Consider the following 24,076-nt stretch of genomic DNA (forward strand, 5'->3'; position numbering starts at 1 on the left):
TCAGCGCGCCGCGGCGAGTTGGGCGACCGCGGCCGCCGCGATCTGGTCGACCGCTCCGCGCGCGGCGAGATGGGCTTCGGCACGCAAAAGCCACGATGCCGCGGCGCGGCCGGGCTGTGGCGGCAACGTCTTCACCAACCCGACCGCCTTGGCGACATCGCCGGCGTCGAGCGCCGCCTCGGCGCGCGCCAGCTTCGCTTCGGCGGTGTCGCCCTCGACATCGGCGCCGACGCGGCGCAGCGAGACGATGCCGCGGATCTTGCTCAGCACGCGCTCGCCGAAGGAATCGTCGGCGACGTCCTCGGCCAACACCGCCTTCGCGACGGCAGGAAAATCCGCCGCCAGAACCGCGCGTGACGCCACGCCCGTCGTCGCCAGCGGCTGCAGAGCGGCAACCGCCTCGGTGAGTTTCGCGTCGCCCTTCACGAGCGGCTCGAGCAACGCCAAGCCGGAAGCAAAGGGCAGGCCGGCTTCGAGAGCCGCATTGAGGCGGGCCGCGACGCCGATCAAGGCCGACGCGCGGGCCGCGGCTACGGCATTCTGGATGCCGGCATCGGTCGCGCCCGCGGCGGCCTGCGCTTTGCCGATCGCCCCCTTCTGCTCGGCCACGACTCGGTCGAGGGTGGCGAGCGCGGCGCTCAGACGGTCGAATTCCGCCTTCAGGGCGGCAACGTCCTTGTCGGTCTCGCCTCCGGCAGGGGCGGTTGGGACGGGGACAGCCTCAGGCGCCGGCCGCTTCTCGAGCGCGTCGACGCGCGCGCGCAAGTCGGCGATCGAGGGATCGCTTGCAATGGGCCGGTCGGCCTGAGCCGCCGTGGCGGCGACGGCTCGGACGCGGCGGTCGAGGTCGTCGAGGCGCTGGCCGAGTTCACGCCTGGCGGCATCGATGGCGCCGGTCGCGTCGGGCACGGGCGTCGGCGGCACCGGGGCAGCCGTCGCCCCGCGCCACAGGGTGCGCGCTTCCTCCGGCCAGTAGGGCAGCGACACGAGAGCCCCGGCCAACACAACGACGGCGGCGACGAGCCCGGTCAGGAAGGCGCCCAGCCAGCCGAGGCCCCGTCGAGCCTGCACGGGCGGCATGGACGGCGCCGAGGACGGTGGAGAGGCGGGGTCGCTCATGGTGTCGGATCCTTGTACGACGGCAGTGGCCAGGCGGTCGATCTCGTCGAGCACGGCCTGGCGAGTCGGGCGGTCGGCGACGACGGTTGCCCTGAACGGCAGCGTCCGCAAGGGTTCGGCGGCAGCCCGACTGATGGCCACGGCGGTGGTGGCCCGACAGGCTTCCGTCAGCCCGGCACTGTCGACCAGTCTGGCGAAGGCGGCCGATGCGCGCCGCGAGAAGAACGTCACCGCCTCCACGGCGCGGGCCTCGAGCGCTGCGCGCGCCGACTCCGGCAATATTTCGGCCTCACGCGCCTCGTAGAGGGCAAAGTGGCGCGTCTCGAAACCGTCTGGAGCGAGTTCGCCGGCGACATCGACCCCCGATACGTGAAGCAGCGGGCCCCTGGCGGGATCCAGATGTTCGTGCACCAGTGCCGTCAACGCGGCCGCGTCGCCATCGGCGGAGACGACCGAGCTGAAGCCGAGGCCTTCCGCCGTCGCCGCCGTGGTGTCGCCGACCGCCAGGATGGGCTTGCTTCTCTGGTCGGTCGCCTCGGCGAGCGCACGCGCACCGTTGGCGCTGGTGACGAGAATCGCCTGACAGGCCGCAAGCGCGGCGGCGAAATCCTCGGGCGGCCGCAGGATATGGAGCTGGAACAGCGGCGCGACGACCGGCGTGTATCCGCGTTCGGCGAGTGCCGAGGCGAGCACCGCCGCTTCGCGTTCCGGCCGTGTGATCAGCACGCGCATCCGGTCTCCCTAGCCGTCACCGCCCAGCGACGCAACGAGGCTACTGCAGGACGACGCCCTCGATGGCCAGAAGTTGCCGCTTCGTCGGCAGTCCTCGACCGCCGGAGAAGCCACCGGCGGTGCCGCCGCTGCCCAGCACGCGATGGCAGGGCACGACGATGGGGATGGGATTGCGGCCGCAGGCCATGCCGACGGCGCGCGGTCCCGAATTCAACGCCATGGCGAGGCCGCCATAGGTCGCGGTTTCCCCAAAGGGAATGTCGCGCATCATCGCCCAGACACGCCGCTGGAAGTCCGTTCCGCGCGCGGCAAGCGGCAGATCGAACCGCTCGAGGCGACCGCGAAAATAGCGCTGGAGCTGACGTTCGGCCTCGCGCAGCAAGGACGTCTTGACCGTGTCGCGGGCGCGTTCGCCTGCAGCCGCCCAGCGCACGCCGGTCAGGGCGTCGCCGTCGGCCTCGAGGGCGAGGCGCCCGACTGGACTGTCGACGTAGCAGAGGGGCATCGGGTCAGCGTAGCGTCCGAGCCCGACATTTGCCAACATGGCAGCACATTCCTCGGGGGAGCACTCGATGACGGTCTGGCGTCCGGGACGACGCGCCGTGCTGGCGGGAGGGCTGTCCTTGTGGGCGCCGACCGTGTTCAGCCAGACGCAGCGTACTTCTGCCGACACGGCCTCGCCACCCATCGTCTTCGTCCACGGCAACGGCGATTCGTCGGCGCTGTGGATCAACAATCTTTGGCGCTTCGAATCGTGCGGGCTGGGACGCGATCGGCTGTTCGCCATCGACTTCGTCAATCCGGTCGCCCGTAGCGACGATTCCAAGCCACAGGCCAACCGCTCGTCGAGCGATGACCAGCTCCGAGAACTCGCGGCCTTCGTGGCCCATGCGCATAAATCCAGCGGGCAGCGCAAAGTCGCGCTGATCGCCTCGTCCCGCGGCGGCAACGCGGTTCGAAACTACCTCAAGAACGGCGATGGCGCGGCCGGTGTGAGTCATGCCGTTCTGTGCGGAACGCCCAACAAGGGTATCGTCGATTCCGACGTCTTGCTGCCGGGCAGCGAGTTCAACGGCGCCGCGCCGTTTCTCAAGGGCCTCAATGCCGGTGTCGACGATCGCGTCCCGGGCGTCGAGATGATGGCTATCCGGTCGGACAACAACGACAAGTACGCCCAGCCCGACGGCCGGTTCGTCGGCGCCCCGGGCAAGCCGACAGGCGTGAGCTACGACGCCGCCGAGCTGCGCGGCGCGAAGAACATCGTCCTGGAAGGCCTCGACCACCGCGAGGTCGCCTTCCACAAGCTGGCCTTTGCCGCGCAGTTCGAGTTCATCCTGGGCAAGCCGGCACCGACGCTGTTCATTGCCGCGGAACCGCTGCCGGTGCTCAACGGTCGCGTCACCGGCATGGCGGGAGGCGTGTACACCAATTTGCCGATGGCGGGCGCCGAGGTGGAGATTCACGACGTCGATCCCAAGACCGGCGAGCGCCGCGGACCGCAGCCGGCGCATCGCAAGGTCACCGGCGCCGACGGCGTCTGGGGGCCGTTCATCGGCAAGTCGGAGGCACATTACGAGTTCGTGCTGCGCATGGAGGGGTGGCCAACCACGCACATCTACCGCTCGCCCTTCTTGCGATCGAGCGAGCTGGTGCACCTGCGGCCGGTACCTTTGGGCAGGAACGACGATGGAGCGGGCGCCGTCGTCCTCATGAGCCGTCCGCGTGGCTATTTCGGAGTCGGTCGAGACAAGTTCTCGCTCGACGGCAAGTTGCCGCCCGGAATCAATGACGGTGTGCCGGGAGCGTCGACTGGCCGTCTGACCTTCGACGCCGCGCCACGCACGGTGGTGGCCGTGTTCAACAACGAGACCATTCCGGTTCGCACCTTTCCGGCGAAGGAGGGCCACGTCGTCGTCGCCGAATTCACCAATTGAGGGGCGGCCGTCACCGCTCGTAGGTGTAGCGGAAGTCGCAGTGGCTCGCTCCCTGCATGATGGTCTGGGTGCGTTCGAGCTTGAGTTTGGGATCGTAGCCTTCGCAGAAGGCGCCGTCGCGATTGCAGGACAGAAGATGGCCGATCTCGCCGAGGCCCATGGCGCGATAGGTCTCGGCATAGCGGCAGCGCGTGACGTTGAAGGCGAAGACGTCCTCGCCGCGTTCCTTGATCTCGATCTCCAGGGCGCCTCCCTTGGTCCACAGCGGCATCACGTCCTCGAAGGCCTCGAGCGAGGTGCCGCCGGGGGCCGCCGCGGCGAAGGCCCTGGCCTGTTCGATCGCCGAACGCCGCACGGATTCGGCGATGGTCTTCCGGGCCACCGCCTCGCCATGGCTTTCCTTCAGGGTCAGATAGACCTCCTTCAGGATCTCGGCCTCGATCCGGCGCTTCTCCAGCATCGACAGGCCTTCCGGATGGGCGGACTGGGTCATGCGGCGGCTCCCACTGTGGATTTTCGAGCCTATACCTTGACATCGTGCCTGTCGGATGAAATATGCCGCCGCGATGAAGCCGTTCGCCCTCCTCCGGTCGCGACGCCGCCGCTTTTCCAAGCGGCGCCAAGACACGCGCGCGTAAAAGCGCGTCGTTTCGTGAAGCCGCTGGAGAGGGTGAGCGGCTTCCCATTCCAACCTTCTTCTCCAGTCGGCCAGTCCCCCAAGGCCCTTAGTTTGCGAGAGAGAAGACCATGACCAGCAACAAGACCAAGGTGTTCATCGACGGCCAGCACGGCACGACCGGGCTGCAGATCCTGGACCGGCTGAAGGATCGGCCCGACATCGAATTGCTCGAGCTGCCGCTGGCCGACCGCAAGGATCTCGGCAAGCGCGCCGAGATCGCCAGGGCTGCCGACATCGCCGTGCTCTGCCTGCCCGACGCCGCCGCCAAGGAGTTGGTGGCCGCGCTGGGCAACGCCGACACCGTGGTCATCGACGCCTCGACCGCGCATCGTGTCGCCGACGGCTGGACCTACGGCTTTCCCGAGATGACCAAGTCGCATCGCCAGAAGCTCAGGGACTCCAACCGCATCTCCAATCCCGGCTGCTACCCGACCGGCGCCATCGCCATTCTCAGGCCGCTGGTCGATGCCGGCATCGTGCGCGCCGATTCGACGCCTGCCGTGTTCGGCGTCTCGGGCTACACCGGCGGCGGCAAGGAGCTGATCGCCGTGCACGAGAAGGAAGGCGTCGAGCCGTTCGGCCTCTATGGGCTGGAGCTCACGCACAAGCACGTGCCGGAGATGAAGAAGTACTCCGGCCTCAGCCACGCGCCGCTGTTCGTGCCGTCGGTCGGCCACTATGCCCAGGGCATGCTGGTGACCGTGCCGATCACCCGCGACATCACCAGCCGGCAGGTCACCGCCAAGGACGTGCAAGGTGTGCTCGCCGACTACTACGCCGGCGAGACCTTCGTGCCGGTGCGGCCGCTCGCCGACCGCAAGTGGCTGGAGCGCGACCGGTTCCTGCGGGCCGACCGGCTGATCGACACCAACACGATGGAGCTCGCGGTCTACGGCAACGACGCCGACGGCAACGTGCTCGCCATCGCCTCGCTCGACAATCTCGGCAAGGGCGCGTCGGGCGCGGCGGTGCAGTGCATCAACCTCAAGACCGGCGTCGACGAGACGACGGGTCTCGCCGTCGCCTAGCCGCCATGTTCACCCTGAGACGGGCGGTGGCCGCCGACGCGGCCGCCGTCCGCGCCCTGACGCGCGACGCCTACGCCAAGTGGGTGCCCGTGATCGGGCGCGAGCCCAAACCCATGACGGTCAACTACGACACGGCCGTGAGGCTGAACCGCATCGACATGGCGATGGCGGACGGCGAGTTCGTCGGCCTGATCGAGACCATCGATCGCTCCGACCACCTGCTGGTCGAAAACGTCGCCGTGGCGTCCGGCCGCCACGGCCAGGGCATCGGCCGCGCGCTGCTGGCGCATGCGGAGTCCGTGGCGCGCGCCGCCGGCTACCGCGAGGTGCGGCTCTATACCAACCAGCGCTTCGAGGCGAACGTCCGGCTCTATCTCGGGCTGGGCTACACGATCGACCGCGAAGAGGAGACACCGGGCCTCGGCATCACCGTCCACATGAGCAAGCGGTTCGCTTAGGGTCTTTGCCGGCGAGGTTCGCATCGTCCGGGGAGACAGATAATTTCCGGCCTTTGCGGACTTTCCGGCACACATGCCGCCCGGGGGGCCGCATGTCTCCGTGAGACATTCAGGAGAATATCCAGTCAGATCAATTGCTTGTCATGTCTCACCCGGTGAGACATCGATGAGACATCGGCCTGTGGACGAGTGGACTCGGTGGACTCCGTGGACAGCGAGAATTCGTGGACGAATCGCCTCGGAGGCCCATGCCATCGGCCTCCGACCGGTCCTCGGGGAGTGGACGCACCGCGGACGGTCCCGCCGGGAGCCACGGCGCTCGCCACGATGCGCTTGCGCGGGCCGCCCGACTCTAGGCCGGCGCGAAGATGCCTTCGCCGGCGGCGCGGCGACGTTGCGGCGCACTCGCCGCCGGCGAAGCGGCGAACGCCGCATCCCGCTGAAGCGTCGGCAGGCACCGGTCGGCGAAGAGGCGCATGTTCCTTTCCGATTCGTGATGCGGCAGGTTGCCGAAGGAGAACTCCGCGACGAGATGGTCCATGCCGGTGATCTGCCGGAGCTGGCCGAGTTGCTGCAGGCAGTCGTCCGGTGTGCCGACGATCTGGATGGAGACGTAGAAATCGGTCGCCTTCTTGAGGTTGGCCGGATCCTTGAGCTTGGCGTAGGTCTTCGCCGTCTTGCCGTAGGCCTCGTAGCCTTTGACCGACGCAAGGTGGCCGTCGGAGAAATGATAGTGGTCGTCGATCGACTGCCACTTTCGGCCAAGGTACTTGAAGGCCCGTTCCTGCGCCTCCTCGCGGCTCTCGGCGCACGAGATGTTGGTCAGGATGATCGGTGCCTTGGCTGCGAAGCCGGCGGCGACCGACATCGTCTGGAACTTGTCGATGTCCTCGCGGCACTTGCTCCACTCGTTCTGCATGATCAACAGCATGCCGAAGCCGAGCTTGGCGATGACTTCGGCCGATTCGGGGCTGACGGAGCTCGCGTAGAAGCGTCGCTCGGGATGGGAGATCGGCCGCGGCCGGATCGACATGCGCGGGATCCTGAAGAACTCGCCCTCGTGCTCGAACACCTCCTGGCTGAGCGCCTTGACCACGATCTGTGCCGCCTCGACGAAGCGCGGGCGCGCTTCGCCCATGGGAATGCGGAAGCCCTCGTACTCCGTGCTGGCGGCGCCGCGGCCGAAGCCGAACAGGCAGCGCCCGCCGCACATGATATCGAGCAGCGCGATCTGCTCGGCGACGCGGATCGGGTCGTGCCACGGCAGTACGATCACCGCGGTGCCGAGCTGGATGCGCCTGGTGCGTCCGGCGAAATAGGCCAGCAGCTGCGTCGGCGCGGGCGACATCGCGTAGCCCGTGAAATGATGCTCGAGCGCCCACAACGAGTCGAAGCCGAGCGGCTCGACCAGGTCGCCGAGCTGAAAGTGCTCGTGTACGACCGCGACATCGGGCTTCCCCTGCTCGTAGAGCATGTTCATGGCCATCCCGACCTTCATGGCGCCCTCCTGTTTGTCTGCTTGGAGGAATTGTCCGCCCGTGGCGGGCCGAGGTGCAAGGCCGGAGGTTCGTCAGGCGATGGCGCCTGCCGCCCGCAACCTCGCGATTTCGGCCTCCTCGTAGTCCGGCTCCCGCAGAATCTCCGACGTGTGCTGGCCGTGTTCGGGCGCCGGTCCCGGGGCCAGCGGCCACGCGGCGAACGACATCGGCACTGACCTCGCTTCGAACTCCACGATTTCACATCCGCGTCGATATTGCTATGGAACCGCCATGACTCGTCCGCGCGGACGGATGACCACGGCGATCGTCGCCGGCGGCCTCGTCCTGGCCTTCGTCGCCGCCGTCTATTGGTTTCCCCTGGCGGTCGGCCTGGCGGTTGGCGCGGTCTTCGCGCTGGCAGGCGTGGTGTTGTTCCGCTCGACGGCTTGGCGCAATTCATCGCTCGTGCTGGCTTCCCTGCTGGTCGGCTTGACGGGCTTCGAAGTCGCCTTCGGCCTGATTGACGTGCCACCCAGGAATTTCGCGGTCGTCAAGGTCAACAAGCCCGCCCAATGGAGTCCCTACGACTCGGTCGTCGGCTATCGGCCGAAGCCCGATACGTCCGTGGAGGTGCTGGCGACCTTCGGCGACAAGACGGTCTTCCATCAGACCTACACGATCGAACCTTCCGGCGCGCGCCGGACGCCGGGATCGGTGCCGCAGGCGCCGACCTACTTGTTCATCGGTGATTCCTTCGTCTTCGGCGAGGGACTGGCCGATGACGAGACGTTGCCGTCTCAGTTCGCGCAGGGACTGCGGACGAAGTCGCACGTCGTCAATCTCGGCGTGCTTGGCTACGGGCCCAATCATCTCGTCCGCGCCATGGAGGCCGGCCTCTACGATGCGCACGTCGTCGGCAAGGTCGAGGCGGTGATCACCTGGATCATTCCCGATCAGCTGATGCGCGTCACCGGCGATGGCGGGTGGCTTACCCTGTCGCCGCGCTACGTTCTCGAGGAGGATGGGCGCGTGCGGCACACCGGCAGCTTCCTCGAGCATCGCCTGACCAATCCGGTGGCCGGTGCCGCCTATCTGGCGCGCAGCCGGGTGGGCTGGGTGGCGCGCGCGATGGGCGCTTCGCTGCAGCGCGAGCAGACCGACCTCTACGTGGCCCTGCTGGCGCGGCTGAAGGAACTCGTCGAAGAACGCTACAAGGCGCCTCTGGTGCTCATCTACCAGTGGCCCGACGAAGTCGTGCCGGGCGCCAACGATCTCGACCATCTGCCGACCTTCGAATCGATCAAGGCGCTCGGCATGAAGATGGTTTCGGTGCGCCAGATCATCGGCAAGGAATCGCGCGACTGGCACCTCTACGCCATACCGCACGACGGCCATCCAAATGCCCGACTGGACGCACTGCTCGCCAAGTCGCTCCTCCACGCCCTCGACAAGTAAGGCCCTTGCGCGATGGTCGACCTCGTCATCGATCTGCTCAGGGACCGGGCCGAGAAGGCGCCGACGGCTCCGCTGCTGCCGCATCGCGCGGGCAATGAATGGAGCCGCTTAACCAATGCCCAGGCGTGGCGGCAAAGCGGGGCGGTTGCGTCCTGGCTGATCGCGCAGGGATACGGACCAGGAGGCGCTTCGTTTCCGATTCCAGCTGGCGAATCGCCGCTGCTCGCCGTCCTGCGTCTGGGGGCCTTGCGGGCCGGCGCGCCTGTGATCGAAGGCGCGACCCCAATCGAGCCGGCGGTCCTGCTCGGCTGCTCGATCGATGCGTCCGTCGCCGAACGTCGCTTGCACGTTTCAAGCAGCACGCCGGCACGGTTTCGCCTGGGCATCTGGAGACGTCACGCTGACCTAGCGACGATCGAGGATGCCATTATTGGCTCCTGAACGGCGTGCTGTTTGTTTTTTGTTGACAGTTTTCCGGCTGCGTTCGCAAATGCCTGTCGCGAGGGGGCGCCGACAAGAGCGCCTGTCGGGAGGAGAGTGTGGACGGGTCGCCAGCCATCATGGCAAAGGCGCGTCGGTTGGCGCGTGCATCGAGTCGATCGGAGCCCGTTGGTGTCGAGCGCCCGGAGTCCGATGGCCCGCCGATCTGCGCCCTGACACTGCCGCAGCAGATCGCTGACCATCTCGGCCATCGCATCATGAACGGCGAGTACCCGCCGGGTATCCGCCTGAAAGAAGAAGAGTTCGCCGAACTCTACGCCGTCAGCCGAGGGCCGGTGCGCGAGGCGTTCCGCATGCTGGAGCGGCGCGGTTTCGTCGAGATCGTGCCACGCCATGGTGCCCGGGTGCGCGCCTTCGATCCGGCCGACCTCGCCGCGCTGTTCAGCGTGCGCGCGGTGCTGTTCGGCCTGGCGGCACGCCAGGCCACCGAGCAGGCGGTGCCCGCGCTGATCGATCCGCTTGCCGAGCGGGTGACGCGGCTCCGCCGGCTGGCCGAGACGCGAGACAGCAGCCCGCGCGAGTACGCCACCATTGCCGGCGACGCCCAGCACCTGATCGCACGCTACAGCGGCAACCGGCCGCTGCTGCGCATGCTGGAGGAACTGACCAGCCGGGCGCTGTGGCGCATGGCCTGGGCCGAAACGCCGCTCGACCTCAACACGCGCGCCCGCCGCCAGCAATCGGCCCGTTTCTGGAGCGACCTCCTGCGGGCGATCAAGGCCGGCGACGCCGCCGGCGCCGAGCGCATCGCCCGCACGGTACTCGAGACGTCGCGCGATCATATGATCGCGGCCATGACCGCGCAGCGTCTCGAACCGGCGGCGGCCGACTGACATGCAGGCCTACATCATTCGCCGACTGCTCGCGCTGATCCCGACGCTGTTTTTCGCCAGCCTCATCGTCTTCATCACCGTTCGCCTCATCCCGGGCGACATCATCGACCTGATGCTGTCGAGTCACGACATCTCGGCCGGCAAGAAGAGTCGCGAGCAACTCGAGGCGGCGCTCGGCCTCGACCAGCCGATGTTCAGCCAGTACTTCAAGTGGATCGGGGCGCTGTTGTTCGAGGGCAGCCTCGGCCTGTCGCTGTGGCAGAGCACTTCCGTGATGGAGGAGATCCTTCATCGCCTGCCTTTGACCTTCGAACTCGGCCTCATGGCATTGATCGTCGCCCTGATCGTCGGCATCCCGATCGGCGTCTACTCCGCCGTCGCGCAGGACACGGTCGGCGACTATGTCGCACGGTCGTTCTCGATCCTGGCGCTGGCGCTGCCGGGCTTCTGGGTGGGCACGCTGGTCATGGTGTTCCCGGCGATCTGGTGGGGCTGGTCGCCCGACGTCAAGTTGGTGCCCTTCACGCAGGATCCGTGGGGCCACATGCTGCAGATGGCGATCCCCGCCCTGATCCTGGGCAAGGCCTTCTCGGCCGTCGTGATGCGGCTCACGCGCACCATGATGCTCGAAGTGATGCGGCAGGACTACATCCGCACCGCACTTGCCAAGGGCCTGGCGAGTCGCACGACCATCCTGCGCCACGCCCTGCGCAACGCGCTCATTCCCGTCGTCACGCTGGTCGGCCTCCAGGCGCCGGTGCTGGTCGGCGGAACTGTAATTCTGGAGCAGATCTTCGTCATCCCGGGCATGGGACTGCTGCTGCTCGAGGCCGTCAGCCAACGCGACTATCCCATCATAACCGGCGTGTTCCTGATCGTCGGTGTCACCGTGGTGCTGATCAACCTGCTGGTCGATCTCAGCTATGGCCTGCTCGATCCCAAGGTGAGGTATCGCTGATGGCCGTCATTGCCGAAGCCAGCGTTCCCCCACCGTCAGCCCAGGCGAGCTTGCTGCGCTCGTTGGGCAAGCTCTTCCGCGAGAAGCCCCTCGGCGCCTTCGGGTTCGTCATCTGCCTGCTCTTCCTGTTCTGCGGAATCTTCGCCGATCTCCTGGCGCCCTACGGCTTCAACCAGATCAGCCCGGTCAACCGGCTGAAGCCGCCAAGCGCGAAATTCTGGTTCGGCACCGACAATCTTGGCCGGGACGTCTTCTCGCGCTGCCTCTACGGCGCGCAGATTTCCGTGATCATAGGCTTGTCGGCGGCCGCCCTTGCGACCGTCATCTCGATCGCGATCGGCATCGTTTCGGGCTACGTCGGCGGCAAGTTCGACATGGTGATGCAGCGCTTCGTCGACGCCTGGATGAGCTTTCCGGACCTGGTGATTCTGATCGTCGTCGTGTCGGTCGTCGGGCCGGGCATGTGGCCGGTGATCTTCCTGCTTGGCCTGCTCTACGGCATCGGCGGCAGCCGCATCATCCGTGGCGCAGTGCTGTCGGTGCGCGAAAACGCCTATGTGCACGCCGCGCAGTCGACCGGCGCGTCGATGCCCCGCATCCTCTGGCGTCACATCCTGCCCAACGTCATGGCGCCCGTCATCGTGCTGTTCACCACCCGCGTCGGCGCGGTGATCCTGGTCGAGGCCGGCCTTGCTTTCCTGGGTCTGGGCGTGCCGCCGCCGGCGCCGACCTGGGGCGGCATGCTGTCGGGCTCGGGGCGTTCCTTCATGTACATGGCGCCATGGCTCGCCCTGGCGCCCGGTCTCTGCATCACCGTCGTGGTCTACGCGATCAACGTGTACGGCGACGCGCTGCGCGACATGCTCGATCCGCGCATGCGCGGCGGCCGCTAGGAAGCAAGGTCAAGAGAGAGGGAGAAACGGCATGAAGCACTTCAAGGCAGCACTACTCGGCGGCGCCATGGCCTTGGCGTCGACCGGAGCCGCCGTCGCGGACAACGGCGAGAAACCGAAGTACGGCGGCACGCTGGAGATCGGCACAGTCTACGTCACGCTTTCCGCACTGTCGTGGGACGCCCACGACTTCAACTGGAAGCACAACCACGACACCGGCCTGGTCTACGAGCAATTGTTCGTGGCCGACCTGTCCAAGAGCGTGAAGGCCGGCGGCAAGCATCCCTTCATCGCCGACGCGTGGCTGCCATCCGACGCGATTCGCGGCGAGCTGGCCGAGAGCTGGGAGTGGAAGGACAACCCGCTGCGCGTCGAGATCAAGCTGCGCAAGGGCATCATGTGGCCCGAGAAGCCCGGCGTCATGCAGAAGCGCGAGTTCGTCGCCGACGACGTGGTCTACGTCTACAACCGCCTCGACAACAGCCCGCGCAAGATCAAGGGCTACTTCGACCACGTCGCCAAGGTCTCGGCCACCGACAAGCACACGGTGGTCTTCGAATTCAAGGACTACTTCGCCGAATGGGACTACCGCTTCGGCTACGGCTACTTCTCGGGCATCTATCCCAAGGAAGTCGTCGAGGCGGGCGCGGGCAACTGGAAGAACGTCAACGGCACCGGGCCGTACATGTTGACGGACTTCGTCGCCGGAAACTCCAACACCTACACCAAGAATCCCGACTACTGGGACAAGGAAAAGATCGCCGGCCAGGAATACAAGCTGCCGTTCGTCGACAAGATCGTCTATCGCACGATCAAGGACGAGGCGACTTTCATCACCGCGCTGCGCACCGGCAAGCTCGACATGCTGGAGGCGATCCGCTGGCAGAACGTGGAGTCGCTCAAGAAGAGCGCGCCGCAGCTCAAGTGGAACCGCTGGCTCAACATGAGCGGCACGTTCCTGTCGTTCCGCGTCGACGTCGACAGCCCGTTCAAGGACGTGCGCGTCCGGCGCGCGCTCAACATGGCGGTCAACAAGCAGGAGATCGTCAAGGAGTACTATGGCGGCAATGCCGAGCTCTTCGCCTATCCGATGCATCCCGACTATGTCGGCTATTTCCAGCCGCTGAACGAGATGCCCCCGTCGGTGCAGGAACTCTACAAGTACGATCCGGCCAAGGCCAAGAAGCTGCTCGCCGAGGCCGGCCATCCCAACGGCTTCAGTTTCAAGGTCCAGGTCTGCTCCTGCAGCCCCGACCACATGGACCTGCTGCCGCTGGTCGCCGCCTACCTCGAGCAGGTCGGCGTCAAGATGGAGATCCAGCCCATGGAGTATGGCGCCTTCCTGAGCGCCATGACTTCGCGGACGCTGGCCGTCGGCTACATGATGAACAACGGCCATACCAATCCGACCACGACCATCCGCAAGAGCTTCACCACGGGGCAGCAGTGGAATCCGTCGGGCTGGTCCGAGGCGGCCTACGACGCGCGCATGGACAAGGTCTACGCGACGCGCGACGAGGGCGAGCGGCAGAAGATGCTGCGCGAGATGACGGTCGAGATCCTCGACAAGGCGCCCTACATCTGGCTGCCCACGCCGTACATCTACACGGCATGGTGGCCGTGGGTGAAGAACTACCAGGGCGAGCTGCGTGCCGGCGCGGTGCGTCCCGGCCCCATCTACTCGCGCCTGTGGGTCGACCAGGACCTCAAGAAGAAGATGGGCTACTGAGCATTGCCCGATGAGTAGAATTCATGCGTATCGGGGGCGCGCCTGATGGGCGCGCCCCTGCTCAGCGTCCGCCATCTGTCGACCGAGTTCCGCACCGAGCGCGGCACCGTCAAGGCGGTCGACGACGTTTCCTTCGACCTTGCGGCGGGCGAGACGCTCGCCATTGTCGGTGAGTCGGGCTCGGGCAAGAGCGTCACGGCAATGTCGGTGCTGCGCCTGATCCCCAATCCGCCGGGCCGGATCGTGTCCGGCGAGGTGGTGTTCGACGGCCGCGACCTGCTGAAGCTCGACGACCGGGCCATCCGCGACATCCGCGGCAATCGCATCGCGATGATCTTCCAGGAGCCGATGAGCTCGTTGAACCCGTCGCTGACGGTCGGCTTGCAGATCGCCGAGCCGATCAACCTGCATCGCAAGACGCCGTGGGCGGCCGCCATGGACAAGGCGGTCGAACTTCTCGGCCGTGTCCGCATGCCGGATGCCAGGAGCCGTATCAAATCCTACCCGCACCAGTTCTCCGGCGGCATGCGCCAGCGCGCCATGATCGCCATGGCGCTCGCCTGCGAGCCGCAGCTCATCATCGCCGACGAGCCCACCACGGCGCTCGATGTCACGGTGCAGGCGCAGATCCTGGCGCTCCTGAAGGAGCTGACGCGCGCTGCCAACTCCGCGCTGATCCTGATCACGCACGATCTGGGCGTCGTGGCGCGCTATGCCGACCGGGTCTGCGTGATGTATGGCGGCCGCATCGTCGAGGCCGGGCCGGCGCGCGAAATCTATGCCCGTCCCCGCCACCCCTACACGATCGGGCTGATGGCCTCGGTGCCGCGCCTCGACCAGGCGGCCGGTGCCCGGTTGGTGCCGATCGAGGGCCAACCGCCCAATCTCGCCCGGCTGCCGCCGGGCTGCTCCTTCGCGCCGCGCTGCAGCCGTGCCGCCGACATCTGCCGCGTCACGCGGCCTCAGCTCGTTCAGAGCGCACCCGACCATCTTTCAGCTTGCCATTTCCATGACCGGCTCAGCGTCTGATTTCGTCCTCGAGGTCGAGGATCTGAAGGTCCATTTCCCGGTCATGGCCGGTGCGGTGTTGCGCAAGCAGGTCGGTTCGGTGAAGGCGGTGGACGGCGTTTCGTTCAAGGTGCGCCGGGGCGAGACGCTGGGCCTCGTTGGCGAGTCCGGCTGCGGCAAGAGCACCACGGGCCTTGCCGTGCTCAGAATGCTCGACATCACCTCCGGCAAGGTGGTCTTCGAGGGCGAGGATATCTCTGCCCATGATCGCGGTCGCATGAGACCGATTCGACGGCGGCTGCAGATGGTCTACCAGGACCCTTTCGGCTCGCTCAATCCGCGCATGAAGGTGTCGGAGATCGTCGGCGAACCGCTCGAGGTGCACGGCCTGGCCGGCGATCGCGCGGCTTACCGCGACCGGGTGGCGCGCCTGCTCGACATGGTCGGGCTGCTGCCCGACATGGCCGACCGCTACCCGCACGAATTCTCGGGCGGCCAGCGCCAGAGGATCGGCATTGCCCGCGCACTGGCGCTCGAGCCGTCGCTCATCGTCTGCGACGAACCCGTATCGGCACTCGACGTCTCGATCCAGGCGCAGGTCGTGAATTTGTTCCAGGAGTTGCAGGAACGATTGGGCCTGACTTACATCTTCATCGCCCACGATCTCGCCGTGGTGCGCCATATCAGCCATCGCGTCGCGGTGATGTATCTCGGCCGCATCGTCGAAATCGCCACCCGCGACCAGCTCTACAAGGATCCGCTGCACCCCTATACCCAAGCGCTGCTGGCGGCGATCCCGATCCCCGATCCGGAGATCGAGGCGAGCCGGCCGCAGCAGATCATCCCGGGCGAGGTGCCTTCGGCCATGCGTCCGCCGCCTGGCTGCCGGTTCCATACGCGCTGTCCCAAGGCGATGGACGTTTGTCGTAGCGCCGATCCACCGATGCGCGAGTTGGGTGACGGCCGTGCCGTCGCCTGCCACCTTCATCAAGGCTAGGGACGCTGAAACCAACTACAACTTTCGCGTGCTTTACATATATCTATGAAGTTCTCTAGTTGTTCTCCGACCGAGAGCGGAGCAAGACATGCAGGCGCGAGTGCGGACGGTGGCGTTTCAGGGCATCGATGTCGTGCCGGTCGACGTCCAGGTGATGATCGCCCCTGGCCAGCTCGCCTTCGCCATGGTGGGCCTCGCCGACAAGGCGGTCGGCGAAAGCAGGGAGCGCGTTCGGGCGGCACTTCGCGCGCTCGGATTGGCGTTGCCACCACAGCGCGTGAGCGTGAATTTGTCGCCCGCCGATCTCGTCAAGGAGGGAAGTCACTACGATCTGCCCATCGCGCTTGGTCTGCTTGCTGCCATGGGCGTGATCGCCAAGGAAAGTATTGCAGGCTACGTCGTGCTGGGTGAACTGGCGCTCGACGGCTCGCTGAGCCGCGTTCCAGGGGCGCTGCCGGCAGCGATCGCGGCCAATGCGGCCGGCCGCGGCCTGATTTGCCCGGCATCCTGCGGTGGCGAAGCGGCGTGGGGCGGGCTCGACAAGGCCGCCAACGACGAGGAGCGGCCCGGGGTCGTCGCTGCGCCCTCACTGTTGGCCCTGATCAATCACCTGCGCGGTCAGCAGATGCTGTCACCTCCGGAAGCGCGGCTCGCCGAGGGGACGCCGAGCTACCCCGATCTGGCGGAGGTCAAAGGCCAGGAAACCGCCAAACGCGTCCTCGAGGTGGCGGCGGCGGGAGGCCACAACCTTCTGATGATCGGCCCACCGGGCTCGGGCAAGTCGATGCTGGCTTCGCGCCTGCCCGGCCTTCTGCCGCAGTTGGAGGCCGAAGAGGCATTGGAAGCAACGATGGTGCGATCATTGGCGGGCGACCTTGGCGACGGCAGGCTCAACCGCCGCCGGGCATTCCGCGATCCACACCATTCGGCCACGTTGCAGGCGCTGATCGGCGGCGGCTCCCGTGCCCGGCCGGGAGAGGTCTCGCTCGCGCACCATGGCGTACTCTTCCTGGACGAATTGCCGGAGTTTAGCCGGGCCACACTCGAGGCGCTGCGTCAGCCTCTGGAAAGTGGCCGCGTGAGCGTGGCGCGCGCCAACGCCCACGTCACCTATCCCGCGCGCTTCCAACTCGTTGCAGCGATGAACCCCTGCCGCTGCGGCCATCTGATGGAGCCGGGGCAGGGCTGCGGCCGCGCGCCGCGCTGCGGCCTCGACTACCAGGGCAAACTGTCGGGCCCATTGCTCGACCGTATCGATCTCTGCATCGACGTGCCGCGGGTCGACGCCGCCGATCTCGCCCTGCCGCCGCCGGCCGAGAGCTCCGCCGACGTCGCTGCGCGCGTCGCCGCCGCGCGCGCCGTGCAGCGCGAGCGGCTGAAGGAGCTCGACGCCAAAGGCAAGCTCACTGAGATCGAGCCCGAGCCGACCGCCGGCCTGTTGAGCGACTTCGCCCGCGGCTGGGCCAAGCCGCGCTGCAACGCCGACACCGACGGCAGCCTGCTCGCCGCCATCGCCGAGCCCGACGCCGAGGGCCGTGCGCTGCTCGCGCGCGCCGCCGAGCGCCTCGGCCTGTCGGCCCGCGCCTGGCATCGCACCTTGCGCGTCGCGCGCACCTTGGCCGATCTCGACGGTTCGGATTCAGTACGTCGGCTGCACGTCGCCGAGGCGCTCTCCTACCGCCGTCCGCAGCCGCGCGCGGCGATGGCGGCGTGACTCAGTCGTCGGGCGGATTCTCCGCGAGCCACTTGCGTGCCTCGTGGATGCTGCGGAAGAGCTGGGCCGGCCGGCCGGCGATTTCGATGCTGGCGAAGAGTTGCGCAAACCCGCCGCGATTCCCGCCGACGACGAAGGCCAACGCGCCTCTTTTGCCAGGAACCGGGTACTCGCGGGCGTACTGTGCGAAGGCTTTCAGCTCGGCCTCGGTAAATGCCGGTCGCGCCTCGATCACATCCAGAATCTTGCGATAGTGGACAAGGCCCGCTTCGGCGATGGCGCGCGCGAAGCCGACGATATCGATCAGCGTCACTTCTCCCGTGGCGACGCCAACGACGAGCCGGTCGGGGTGATAGAAGGTGTGGCGAATCGGCATGGTGCGCGCTTGTTCCTAGCGGCAAATGCCCGGGCAGACGACCTCTCATTCGCGCGAGGTACGTCTTATCGCATCACCACTGCGGCATGACGCCCGAGTCAGGCGTCGATCAGCACACCGGGATTCATCAATCCCTTCGGATCGAGTTCGCGCTTGGCGCCCCGCAATGCCCGCGCGAAGAGTTCCGGCCGCTGCCGATCGTAAAACGGCCGGTGAAAACGGCCAACCGCATGATGATGCGTGGTCGTGCCGCCATGTTCGACGGTCGCGGCCGTGCAGGTGCTCAGCACCTCCATGAACTGCTCGAGCTGCTTTCGCTTGTCGAGCATGCCGCCGAAGGTGAAGTAGAGGCACGGCCCGTCCGGATAGACGTGGGTAAATCGGCAGGTGACCGTGCCGTCGCGGCCGGTCACGCGCTTGATTGTGTCCCGGGCGATCGCCGTGACCTTGCCGTGGAAGTCGCGCATGCGCTCCCATGTCATCGACGTCTCGAAGGTCGAGGAAAGGATGCCGCGAGCGACCGCGTGTTCACTGTAGTGCGGCGCGCGGATGAAGCGGTTGCGCCAGGCGCCGGCGGCGCCGCTGCGGTGGGCGTTCTCGTCGTCGCCGCCGCCGGGATCGGCAACGCCGCCATGCTCGGCGCAGAGTTCCAGCGCCCGCTTCATCCAGGCGTCGAGCGGATGGTCGGCCGATTCGAAGGCGAGAACGAGCACGGCTTCCTCGCTGCTCCACGGAATGCCGGGCAGTGCCTCGCGCGCTTCGAGCAATCGGCAGTTGGCGGGATAGAGTCCGGCCTGGGTGATGCTCCGCACCGCATCGGCGCCGGCGAAGAAGTCCTTGAACCGCACCGAGGCGGAGGCGCGGAAGGTTGGCTTCGCACGCAACCGCACCCAGGCCTCGGTGATGATGCCGAGAATGCCTTCCGAGCCGATGAACAGGCGGTCGGGGCTGGGGCCGGCGCCGGAGCCCGGCAGCCGCCGCGTCTCGAGCGTTCCGGCCGGTGTGACCACGCGCGTGCTCTCAACGAAGTCGTCGATGTGCGTGTAAAGCGTGGCGTAGTGACCGCCCGAGCGTGTCGCGATCCAGCCGCCGAGCGTGGAGCAGCGGTAGGCCTGCATGTAGTGACGCATCGTGAGAGGTGAGGCGCGCAGATGGTCCTCGATCGCCGGACCGTAAATGCCGCCCTGAATGCGCGCCGCCTGACTCACGTCGTCGACCTCCAGGACTTTGTCCATGTGGCGCATCGAGATCGTTACGGCCTTGTCGAACGACGCAGCGGGCTCGATTCCCTTCACCACCGACGAGCCGCCGCCATAGGGGATCGCCTTGGCGCCGATCCTGTCGCACCATTCGAGGACACGCACGACGTCCTGCTCGTTCTCCGGGAATGCCACTGCGTCGGGCGGATTCGGCACCGACCGCATGAACATGCGTGTCGTGTCGAAGCCCGCCTTGCCATAGCTGTGCTCCAGCCGTGTCAGGTGATCGTTGCGTACGATCGTCTGCAGCGCGGAAGGAATGTCGACGCGCGGCGCACGCAGGGAGATCTCGTCCGCCTTGGGTGGTGGGGTGACGTCGAAACTGTCGATGCCATAGCGCTGGGCGATCTCGGCTTCCCAGGGCTTGATCTCCTCGGGTGAGAGGTCCTCGTCGGCGTAGCCCCAAGCATAGAATTTCTTTTGCCGTCGCATGGCGTTTCCTCTTTGTCGAGTCGTTCGCGTCAAGCAGCGAAGGCGAGGGGTTTGCTGCGGCCCTTGATCTGGGTCCGATGCATGACGCGCCGTGCGGCGGCATCGAAGGGATCGCGCCGATGCATGGTCGAACGGTTGTCCCACATCACGAGATCGCCCAGTCGCCAGACATGTTCGTACAGGAACTCCGGCTGCGTGGCGTGCGCCCACAGCGCGTCGAGCACGGCATCGGAGTCGATGGGCGAATATCCCTCGATGTAGGAGTTGCGCCGCCGGCCGAGATAGAGGGTTGGCCGCCCGTTGGCCGGGTGCCGGAGGATGGCGGGATGCCAGGCGCCCGGCGCCGCCAGAGGATCGTCGGTCGGTGTCACACCTTTGCGCAAGTAACCGCCGGAATTGTAAGTGCCGTCGTGCTTTATGCGCCGCCCCTCGATCTTGCGACGCAGGTCCGCCGGCAGCGCGTCGCAGGCGGCCTGCATGCCGCAGAACCAAGTGTTGCCGCCCGTGCGCGGAATTTCCAGCGCATAGAGCATCGACGCATCCGGCGGCAGGTCGAGATAGCTCATGTCCGTGTGCCAGACGGCTTCGCCCGCACCGAGCGCGCCGATCGGGTCGCCCCGGGCGTCCAGCACGTTGGAAACCACATAGATGTCGGGATAGTCCGGCGGGCTGATGCGGCCGCGCTCCTGATTGGGCGGCGGATCCAACTCGCCGAAGCGTCGACTGAAGGCGAGCAGGTCCTCGTCGCTGAGCGTCTGCCCGCGTAACAGGATGACGGAATGTCGATGCCATGCTTGCTCGATGGCGGCGAAGGTTGCCTCGTCCAGTCGACTGAGATCGACACCCGAGATCTCCACACCGACCGCTCCCGCCAACGGACGCACCGCCACTGCCATGTCGCCATCCTCCCCTTCGCCGGCGATGATCGACCCGCTTCCGCGGCCGATCAAGCGCCCAGCACGGACACCAGCCACGTGGCGATCTTGTCGGCGACAGAAGGGGCCAGTGGGCCCGAGAAACCGGGGTCGGTCGGTCCGAATACGCGCTTCAGATTGTGGCTGACGCCGGGTGCGATCATGACTTCACCCGGAGCCTTGCGCTTGGCGAGCACGTCGAGCAGCGGCTGGATGTCGCCGAGAGGCACCACCTGTTTGTCGGCTGCACCGTGGACCAGGAGACAGGCGATGTCGAGAACCGCCAGCGCCTGGGCTGGATCGAACGCCAACGCCCCTTTCAAGTAGGGTCCGACATAGGCAGGAAAGAGTCGGGTAAGCTCGGGCGGGACGTCGGCCGGCACCCGCCCCGTCGCTCGAATCGCCGCCATTGCGAGATCGGCCGCCGGAACGAGCGTGGGGTGGCTGCGCGCCAACTGGCGACGGATGATTTCCTCGAGCGTCAGGCCCGGCGTCGAGGCGAGAACGATCGCATGGGGACGGATGCGCGCGGTGCCTGCGGCGGCGAGCGCCAAGTCGCCGCCTTCGCTGTGGCCGAGCAACGCCGTCGCATAGGGTTTGATCTCGTCGTGCTGCAGCAACTCGGCTTGTGCCGCCTGCACGTCGCCCACCAAGTTCTGCCATGTGAAGAAGCGTTCCTGCTCTTCGAGTGTGCGTGGTGTCGGCGTCGAGGCTCCGATGCCGCGCTTGTCATAGCGCAGCGTGGCGATGCGCGCTTGCGCCAGCCGCTCGGCGACGAGTTTCAGCGTGTCGATGCGCGTATGGACCAGCGGATTGTTTCCATTGCGATCGGTCGGCCCGCTGCCGGCTATCAGGACAACGCCCGGCACGCGCTGGATTTCGCTGACCGCGGGCAGAAGCAGGGTGCCCGACAGTGCCACACCCTCGGCGCCACTGAAGCGGACCGAGCGCTCCTTGCTGCCCGAGGCATACCATTCATGCTGGGCCGCCGCCGGCCACGCGACGACGAATGCGACGACAAGCGCGAGCAGGCGGCGCGCGATCATACCCGGGCCCGGCCCCCGACGAGATGAACGTGGAAATGAAAGACGACCTGTCCGCCATCCCTGCCATGATTCGAGACGACCCGAAACCCGCTCTCGATGCCGAGCTCGCGGGCGAGCTTCACGACCGCTTTCCAGAAGCCGACGATCATGTCGGCGGGCGCGTTGGCAGTGAAGTCGGCGATCGAAACATATTCACCTTTGGGAATGATCAGCACGTGAACCGGCGCCTTCGGGTTGATGTCGTCGAACGCCAGCACAAACTCGTCTTCGTAGCGCCTCCGGCAAGGCGCCTCGCCACGCAGGATGCGGGCGAAGACGTTGTTGCGATCATAAGGCGACATGGCCGCCTTCATTTGTGTTTGCGCGCCGCCTTCTCGACAAGTCCCGACAAGCCTTCGCGGTGCGCAAGCTCAGTCCAGACGGCAGCGGGCTTGACACCGCTGGCCGCCCACAGGGTCAGCAGATGGTAGAGCATGTCGGCGCTTTCGCCCACGAGCTTGGGACGGTCGCCCTTGATGCCCTCAATCAGCGTCTCCACCGCCTCCTCTCCAAGTTTCTTGGCGATCTGCGCCCGGCCGCGGCTGAACAGTCGTGCCGTGTAGGAAGTGTCCGGATCGGCACCCTTGCGACTGTTGATCACGACGTACAGTCGGTCGAGGACGTGCTCATGGGCGCCGCTGAGAGCGGTGCCGCGCTGCATTCTCAGCGCCTTCTTCTTGGCTTTCTTCTTCTTGGCCATGGGGAGGGGAACCTCTGGCGCCTCTTGGTCGGGCGTCTCGTCGAATACTATCGCAATATCAGGCTTTGCGCGAGACTTGACGAATCGGGACGCCGGCCCGCGCCAAATGTTCCTTGGCTTGGGCGATGGTGAATTCACCGAAATGGAAGATCGAAGCAGCCAACACGGCCGAAGCGCCGCCCTTCAAGACGCCGTCGACCAGGTGATCGAGCGAGCCGACACCTCCGGAGGCGATGACAGGCACCGCAACCGCATCCGAGACTGCACGGGTCAACTCGAGGTCGAAGCCCGACTTGGTGCCATCCCGATCCATCGAGGTCAGCAGGATCTCGCCGGCGCCGTGGTCCGTCATGCGTCGCGCCCAATCGATCGCATCGAGCCCCGTGCCCTTGCGCCCACCATGGGTAAAGACCTCCCACCGGCAGGGCGCAGTCTGGCGCGCATCGATCGAGACCACGATGCACTGGTCACCGTACTTCTGGGCGGCCTCGCGGACGAAGTCCGGCCGGGTGACGGCGGCCGAATTGATGGACACCTTGTCGGCTCCGGCCAGTAGCAGCTTGCGGATATCCTCGATGGTGCGCACACCGCCGCCGACGGTGAGCGGCATGAAGCACTGGTCCGCGGTGCGAGTGACGACATCGAAAATGGTGTCGCGGTTCTCGTGGCTCGCCGTGATGTCGAGGAAGGTGAGCTCGTCGGCCCCGGCGGCATCATAGGCGCGCGCCTGCTCGACCGGATCGCCGGCATCGCGAAGGTCGACGAACTGCACTCCTTTCACCGAGCGGCCGTCCTTCACGTCGAGGCAGGGAATGATGCGAATTTTGAGCATGGCTGGCTCAATCCCCCCTCAAGACCCGGATCGCATCGGGTACCGTCACGCGGCCGTCGTAGAGGGCCCGGCCGACGATGGCTCCGACGATGCCGAACTCCTCCGCGGGCCTCAGCTCCCGCAGGTCGTCGAGCGAGCTTACGCCACCAGAGGCTATGACGGGTGTCGTCAAGTGCTGGGCCAGGGTCACTGTGGCATCGACATTGACCCCCCCCATCGCGCCGTCGCGGTCGATATCGGTGTAGATGATGGCAGCCACGCCAGCGTCCTCGAATCGTAGCGCGAGATCGAGGGCGCGCATCGTGCTCTGCTTGGTCCAGCCATCGACGGCGACGATGCCGTCGCGGGCATCGATGCCGACAGCGATCTGCCCCGGCCACTGTCGGCATGCGGCCTTCACGAGCCCCGGCTCCTTCACAGCCACCGTGCCCAAGATGACGCGCTTCACACCCGCCTCGAACCAGCGCGCGATGTTCTCGATGGTGCGGATGCCGCCACCGAGTTGCGTCGGCACATCGACCGAATTCAGGATCTCGGCGACGGCATCGCGATTGACGGGATGGCCTTCGACCGCTCCATTGAGATCGACGAGATGCAGCCATTCGCAGCCGGCGGTGGCGAAGACCTTGGCTTGCGCCGCGGGACTGTCGTTGAAGACGGTCGCACGGGCCATGTCGCCGCGCAGCAAGCGCACGCACTTGCCGTCCTTCAGATCGATGGCGGGAAAGAGAATCATCGCGGGCGCGGATTTAGCGCGTCGGGGCCCCCGGCGCCACCCTCCCTTGTGGTGTCGGGATTCGATCCTCGTTATGCAGCCAATCCACCGAAAGTCCGGCAAAACCGAACTTGCGAGCTTGCGGGGCGAGGCGGAATGTTCGTCTCACGAAGCGTGGTGGTCGCATCACGTGGAGGGGGGCCGGAAGGCTCCTCGCGGTGGCGAAAGCCGCTGAAGGGTCTTCGGA

25 protein-coding genes are annotated in these 24,076 nt (G+C 66.6%); 12 read left to right on the forward strand and 13 right to left on the reverse strand.

All coding sequences use genetic code 11. The features are described from left to right. The gene (locus KIT25_23525; GenBank protein ID UYN94949.1) at positions 1–1,851 is read right to left on the reverse strand and encodes a uroporphyrinogen-III synthase; all 1,851 of its coding nucleotides are present in this window, start codon (positions 1,849–1,851) and stop codon (positions 1–3) included. Positions 1,852–1,891: 40 nt separating this feature from the next. Then, the gene (locus KIT25_23530) at positions 1,892–2,356 is read right to left on the reverse strand and encodes a methylated-DNA--[protein]-cysteine S-methyltransferase (protein ID UYN94950.1); all 465 of its coding nucleotides are present in this window, start codon (positions 2,354–2,356) and stop codon (positions 1,892–1,894) included. Between the two features lie 67 nt (positions 2,357–2,423). Here KIT25_23530 and KIT25_23535 point away from each other — a divergent pair, with 67 nt between their 5' ends. Beyond that, a complete protein-coding gene (locus tag KIT25_23535) occupies positions 2,424–3,785 on the forward strand; it encodes an alpha/beta fold hydrolase (protein ID UYN94951.1) in 1,362 nt (453 codons plus the stop codon). Positions 3,786–3,795: 10 nt separating this feature from the next. Here the strand turns inward: KIT25_23535 and KIT25_23540 are convergent, their stop codons facing one another. Then, a complete protein-coding gene (locus tag KIT25_23540; GenBank protein UYN94952.1) occupies positions 3,796–4,278 on the reverse strand; it encodes an L-2-amino-thiazoline-4-carboxylic acid hydrolase in 483 nt (160 codons plus the stop codon). Between the two features lie 254 nt (positions 4,279–4,532). Here KIT25_23540 and argC point away from each other — a divergent pair, with 254 nt between their 5' ends. Together argC and KIT25_23550 are read left to right on the forward strand one after the other, a co-directional pair. After that, entirely contained in the window at positions 4,533–5,492 is a 960-nt protein-coding gene (argC, locus tag KIT25_23545; protein ID UYN94953.1) for an N-acetyl-gamma-glutamyl-phosphate reductase, read from the forward strand. A gap of 5 nt (positions 5,493–5,497) precedes the next feature. Continuing rightward, a complete protein-coding gene (locus KIT25_23550) occupies positions 5,498–5,950 on the forward strand; it encodes a GNAT family N-acetyltransferase (GenBank protein ID UYN94954.1) in 453 nt (150 codons plus the stop codon). A gap of 352 nt (positions 5,951–6,302) precedes the next feature. Here KIT25_23550 and KIT25_23555 read toward each other — a convergent pair whose 3' ends face one another. Both KIT25_23555 and KIT25_23560 read right to left on the reverse strand, forming a co-directional pair. Beyond that, positions 6,303–7,448 (reverse strand): LLM class flavin-dependent oxidoreductase, encoded by a 1,146-nt coding sequence (locus tag KIT25_23555; GenBank protein ID UYN94955.1) that lies wholly within the window; start codon positions 7,446–7,448, stop codon positions 6,303–6,305. A gap of 72 nt (positions 7,449–7,520) precedes the next feature. Beyond that, positions 7,521–7,682, reverse strand: coding sequence for a hypothetical protein (locus KIT25_23560; protein ID UYN94956.1), 162 nt, complete (start codon positions 7,680–7,682; stop codon positions 7,521–7,523). Between the two features lie 37 nt (positions 7,683–7,719). Here KIT25_23560 and KIT25_23565 point away from each other — a divergent pair, with 37 nt between their 5' ends. The 9 genes from KIT25_23565 to KIT25_23605 all read left to right on the forward strand — a co-directional run bounded on the left by KIT25_23565 (position 7,720) and on the right by KIT25_23605 (position 17,516). Then, positions 7,720–8,883 (forward strand): hypothetical protein, encoded by a 1,164-nt coding sequence (locus tag KIT25_23565; GenBank protein UYN94957.1) that lies wholly within the window; start codon positions 7,720–7,722, stop codon positions 8,881–8,883. Positions 8,884–8,895: 12 nt separating this feature from the next. Further along, positions 8,896–9,324 (forward strand): hypothetical protein, encoded by a 429-nt coding sequence (locus KIT25_23570; GenBank protein UYN94958.1) that lies wholly within the window; start codon positions 8,896–8,898, stop codon positions 9,322–9,324. A 119-nt stretch (positions 9,325–9,443) separates the two neighbouring features. Further along, on the forward strand, positions 9,444–10,217 hold the full coding sequence (locus tag KIT25_23575) for a GntR family transcriptional regulator (protein ID UYN94959.1): 774 nt from the start codon (positions 9,444–9,446) through the stop codon (positions 10,215–10,217). A 1-nt stretch (position 10,218) separates the two neighbouring features. Further along, on the forward strand, positions 10,219–11,175 hold the full coding sequence (locus tag KIT25_23580) for an ABC transporter permease (protein UYN94960.1): 957 nt from the start codon (positions 10,219–10,221) through the stop codon (positions 11,173–11,175). After that, positions 11,175–12,068, forward strand: coding sequence for an ABC transporter permease (locus KIT25_23585; GenBank protein UYN94961.1), 894 nt, complete (start codon positions 11,175–11,177; stop codon positions 12,066–12,068). Before KIT25_23580 ends, KIT25_23585 begins: the two co-directional genes overlap by 1 nt. Before the next feature lie 31 nt (positions 12,069–12,099). Next, positions 12,100–13,797, forward strand: coding sequence for an ABC transporter substrate-binding protein (locus KIT25_23590; protein ID UYN94962.1), 1,698 nt, complete (start codon positions 12,100–12,102; stop codon positions 13,795–13,797). A gap of 45 nt (positions 13,798–13,842) precedes the next feature. Then, positions 13,843–14,826, forward strand: coding sequence for an ABC transporter ATP-binding protein (locus KIT25_23595; protein UYN94963.1), 984 nt, complete (start codon positions 13,843–13,845; stop codon positions 14,824–14,826). Further along, positions 14,807–15,802, forward strand: a complete 996-nt coding sequence (locus tag KIT25_23600; GenBank protein ID UYN94964.1) for an ATP-binding cassette domain-containing protein — start codon at positions 14,807–14,809, stop codon at positions 15,800–15,802. The genes KIT25_23595 and KIT25_23600 overlap by 20 nt, the downstream gene beginning before the upstream one ends. Before the next feature lie 88 nt (positions 15,803–15,890). Then, a complete protein-coding gene (locus KIT25_23605) occupies positions 15,891–17,516 on the forward strand; it encodes a YifB family Mg chelatase-like AAA ATPase (protein ID UYN94965.1) in 1,626 nt (541 codons plus the stop codon). Between the two features lies 1 nt (position 17,517). On the opposite strand, the gene KIT25_23610 is transcribed toward KIT25_23605, so the two are convergent. The 8 genes from KIT25_23610 to hisA all read right to left on the reverse strand — a co-directional run bounded on the left by KIT25_23610 (position 17,518) and on the right by hisA (position 23,850). Then, on the reverse strand, positions 17,518–17,829 hold the full coding sequence (locus KIT25_23610) for a hypothetical protein (GenBank protein ID UYN94966.1): 312 nt from the start codon (positions 17,827–17,829) through the stop codon (positions 17,518–17,520). A gap of 161 nt (positions 17,830–17,990) precedes the next feature. Further along, the gene (locus KIT25_23615; GenBank protein ID UYN94967.1) at positions 17,991–19,583 is read right to left on the reverse strand and encodes an FAD-binding oxidoreductase; all 1,593 of its coding nucleotides are present in this window, start codon (positions 19,581–19,583) and stop codon (positions 17,991–17,993) included. 29 nt (positions 19,584–19,612) lie between these two features. Next, on the reverse strand, positions 19,613–20,479 hold the full coding sequence (locus tag KIT25_23620; GenBank protein ID UYN94968.1) for a TauD/TfdA family dioxygenase: 867 nt from the start codon (positions 20,477–20,479) through the stop codon (positions 19,613–19,615). Positions 20,480–20,529: 50 nt separating this feature from the next. Then, positions 20,530–21,543: an alpha/beta fold hydrolase gene (locus tag KIT25_23625; protein UYN94969.1), complete on the reverse strand. Its 1,014-nt coding sequence runs from the start codon at positions 21,541–21,543 to the stop codon at positions 20,530–20,532. Then, positions 21,540–21,896: an HIT domain-containing protein gene (locus KIT25_23630; protein UYN94970.1), complete on the reverse strand. Its 357-nt coding sequence runs from the start codon at positions 21,894–21,896 to the stop codon at positions 21,540–21,542. The genes KIT25_23625 and KIT25_23630 overlap by 4 nt, the downstream gene beginning before the upstream one ends. Beyond that, the gene (locus KIT25_23635; GenBank protein UYN94971.1) at positions 21,893–22,282 is read right to left on the reverse strand and encodes a phosphoribosyl-ATP diphosphatase; all 390 of its coding nucleotides are present in this window, start codon (positions 22,280–22,282) and stop codon (positions 21,893–21,895) included. The genes KIT25_23630 and KIT25_23635 overlap by 4 nt, the downstream gene beginning before the upstream one ends. Positions 22,283–22,340: 58 nt before the next feature. Further along, on the reverse strand, positions 22,341–23,114 hold the full coding sequence (gene hisF, locus KIT25_23640) for an imidazole glycerol phosphate synthase subunit HisF (GenBank protein UYN94972.1): 774 nt from the start codon (positions 23,112–23,114) through the stop codon (positions 22,341–22,343). A gap of 7 nt (positions 23,115–23,121) precedes the next feature. Continuing rightward, on the reverse strand, positions 23,122–23,850 hold the full coding sequence (gene hisA / locus KIT25_23645; GenBank protein ID UYN94973.1) for a 1-(5-phosphoribosyl)-5-[(5-phosphoribosylamino)methylideneamino]imidazole-4-carboxamide isomerase: 729 nt from the start codon (positions 23,848–23,850) through the stop codon (positions 23,122–23,124). Between the last annotated feature and the right edge of the window lie 226 nt (positions 23,851–24,076).

Origin of the sequence: Enhydrobacter sp. (genome assembly GCA_025808875.1) — a bacterium.
In the GTDB taxonomy this organism is placed as follows: domain Bacteria; phylum Pseudomonadota; class Alphaproteobacteria; order Reyranellales; family Reyranellaceae; genus Reyranella.

Excerpts from the sequence above, each read along its gene's own strand:
- KIT25_23525 (UYN94949.1), bottom strand. The coding sequence starts at position 1,851 with ATGCGCGTGCTGATCACACGGCCGGAACGCGAAGCGGCGGTGCTCGCC.
- KIT25_23530 (UYN94950.1), bottom strand. The coding sequence starts at position 2,356 with ATGCCCCTCTGCTACGTCGACAGTCCAGTCGGGCGCCTCGCCCTCGAG.
- KIT25_23535 (UYN94951.1), top strand. The coding sequence starts at position 2,424 with ATGACGGTCTGGCGTCCGGGACGACGCGCCGTGCTGGCGGGAGGGCTG.
- KIT25_23540 (UYN94952.1), bottom strand. The coding sequence starts at position 4,278 with ATGACCCAGTCCGCCCATCCGGAAGGCCTGTCGATGCTGGAGAAGCGC.
- argC (UYN94953.1), top strand. The coding sequence starts at position 4,533 with ATGACCAGCAACAAGACCAAGGTGTTCATCGACGGCCAGCACGGCACG.
- KIT25_23550 (UYN94954.1), top strand. The coding sequence starts at position 5,498 with ATGTTCACCCTGAGACGGGCGGTGGCCGCCGACGCGGCCGCCGTCCGC.
- KIT25_23555 (UYN94955.1), bottom strand. The coding sequence starts at position 7,448 with ATGAAGGTCGGGATGGCCATGAACATGCTCTACGAGCAGGGGAAGCCC.
- KIT25_23565 (UYN94957.1), top strand. The coding sequence starts at position 7,720 with ATGACTCGTCCGCGCGGACGGATGACCACGGCGATCGTCGCCGGCGGC.
- KIT25_23570 (UYN94958.1), top strand. The coding sequence starts at position 8,896 with ATGGTCGACCTCGTCATCGATCTGCTCAGGGACCGGGCCGAGAAGGCG.
- KIT25_23575 (UYN94959.1), top strand. The coding sequence starts at position 9,444 with ATGGCAAAGGCGCGTCGGTTGGCGCGTGCATCGAGTCGATCGGAGCCC.
- KIT25_23580 (UYN94960.1), top strand. The coding sequence starts at position 10,219 with ATGCAGGCCTACATCATTCGCCGACTGCTCGCGCTGATCCCGACGCTG.
- KIT25_23585 (UYN94961.1), top strand. The coding sequence starts at position 11,175 with ATGGCCGTCATTGCCGAAGCCAGCGTTCCCCCACCGTCAGCCCAGGCG.
- KIT25_23590 (UYN94962.1), top strand. The coding sequence starts at position 12,100 with ATGAAGCACTTCAAGGCAGCACTACTCGGCGGCGCCATGGCCTTGGCG.
- KIT25_23595 (UYN94963.1), top strand. The coding sequence starts at position 13,843 with ATGGGCGCGCCCCTGCTCAGCGTCCGCCATCTGTCGACCGAGTTCCGC.
- KIT25_23600 (UYN94964.1), top strand. The coding sequence starts at position 14,807 with ATGACCGGCTCAGCGTCTGATTTCGTCCTCGAGGTCGAGGATCTGAAG.
- KIT25_23605 (UYN94965.1), top strand. The coding sequence starts at position 15,891 with ATGCAGGCGCGAGTGCGGACGGTGGCGTTTCAGGGCATCGATGTCGTG.
- KIT25_23615 (UYN94967.1), bottom strand. The coding sequence starts at position 19,583 with ATGCGACGGCAAAAGAAATTCTATGCTTGGGGCTACGCCGACGAGGAC.
- KIT25_23620 (UYN94968.1), bottom strand. The coding sequence starts at position 20,479 with ATGGCAGTGGCGGTGCGTCCGTTGGCGGGAGCGGTCGGTGTGGAGATC.
- KIT25_23625 (UYN94969.1), bottom strand. The coding sequence starts at position 21,543 with ATGATCGCGCGCCGCCTGCTCGCGCTTGTCGTCGCATTCGTCGTCGCG.
- KIT25_23630 (UYN94970.1), bottom strand. The coding sequence starts at position 21,896 with ATGAAGGCGGCCATGTCGCCTTATGATCGCAACAACGTCTTCGCCCGC.
- KIT25_23635 (UYN94971.1), bottom strand. The coding sequence starts at position 22,282 with ATGGCCAAGAAGAAGAAAGCCAAGAAGAAGGCGCTGAGAATGCAGCGC.
- hisF (UYN94972.1), bottom strand. The coding sequence starts at position 23,114 with ATGCTCAAAATTCGCATCATTCCCTGCCTCGACGTGAAGGACGGCCGC.
- hisA (UYN94973.1), bottom strand. The coding sequence starts at position 23,850 with ATGATTCTCTTTCCCGCCATCGATCTGAAGGACGGCAAGTGCGTGCGC.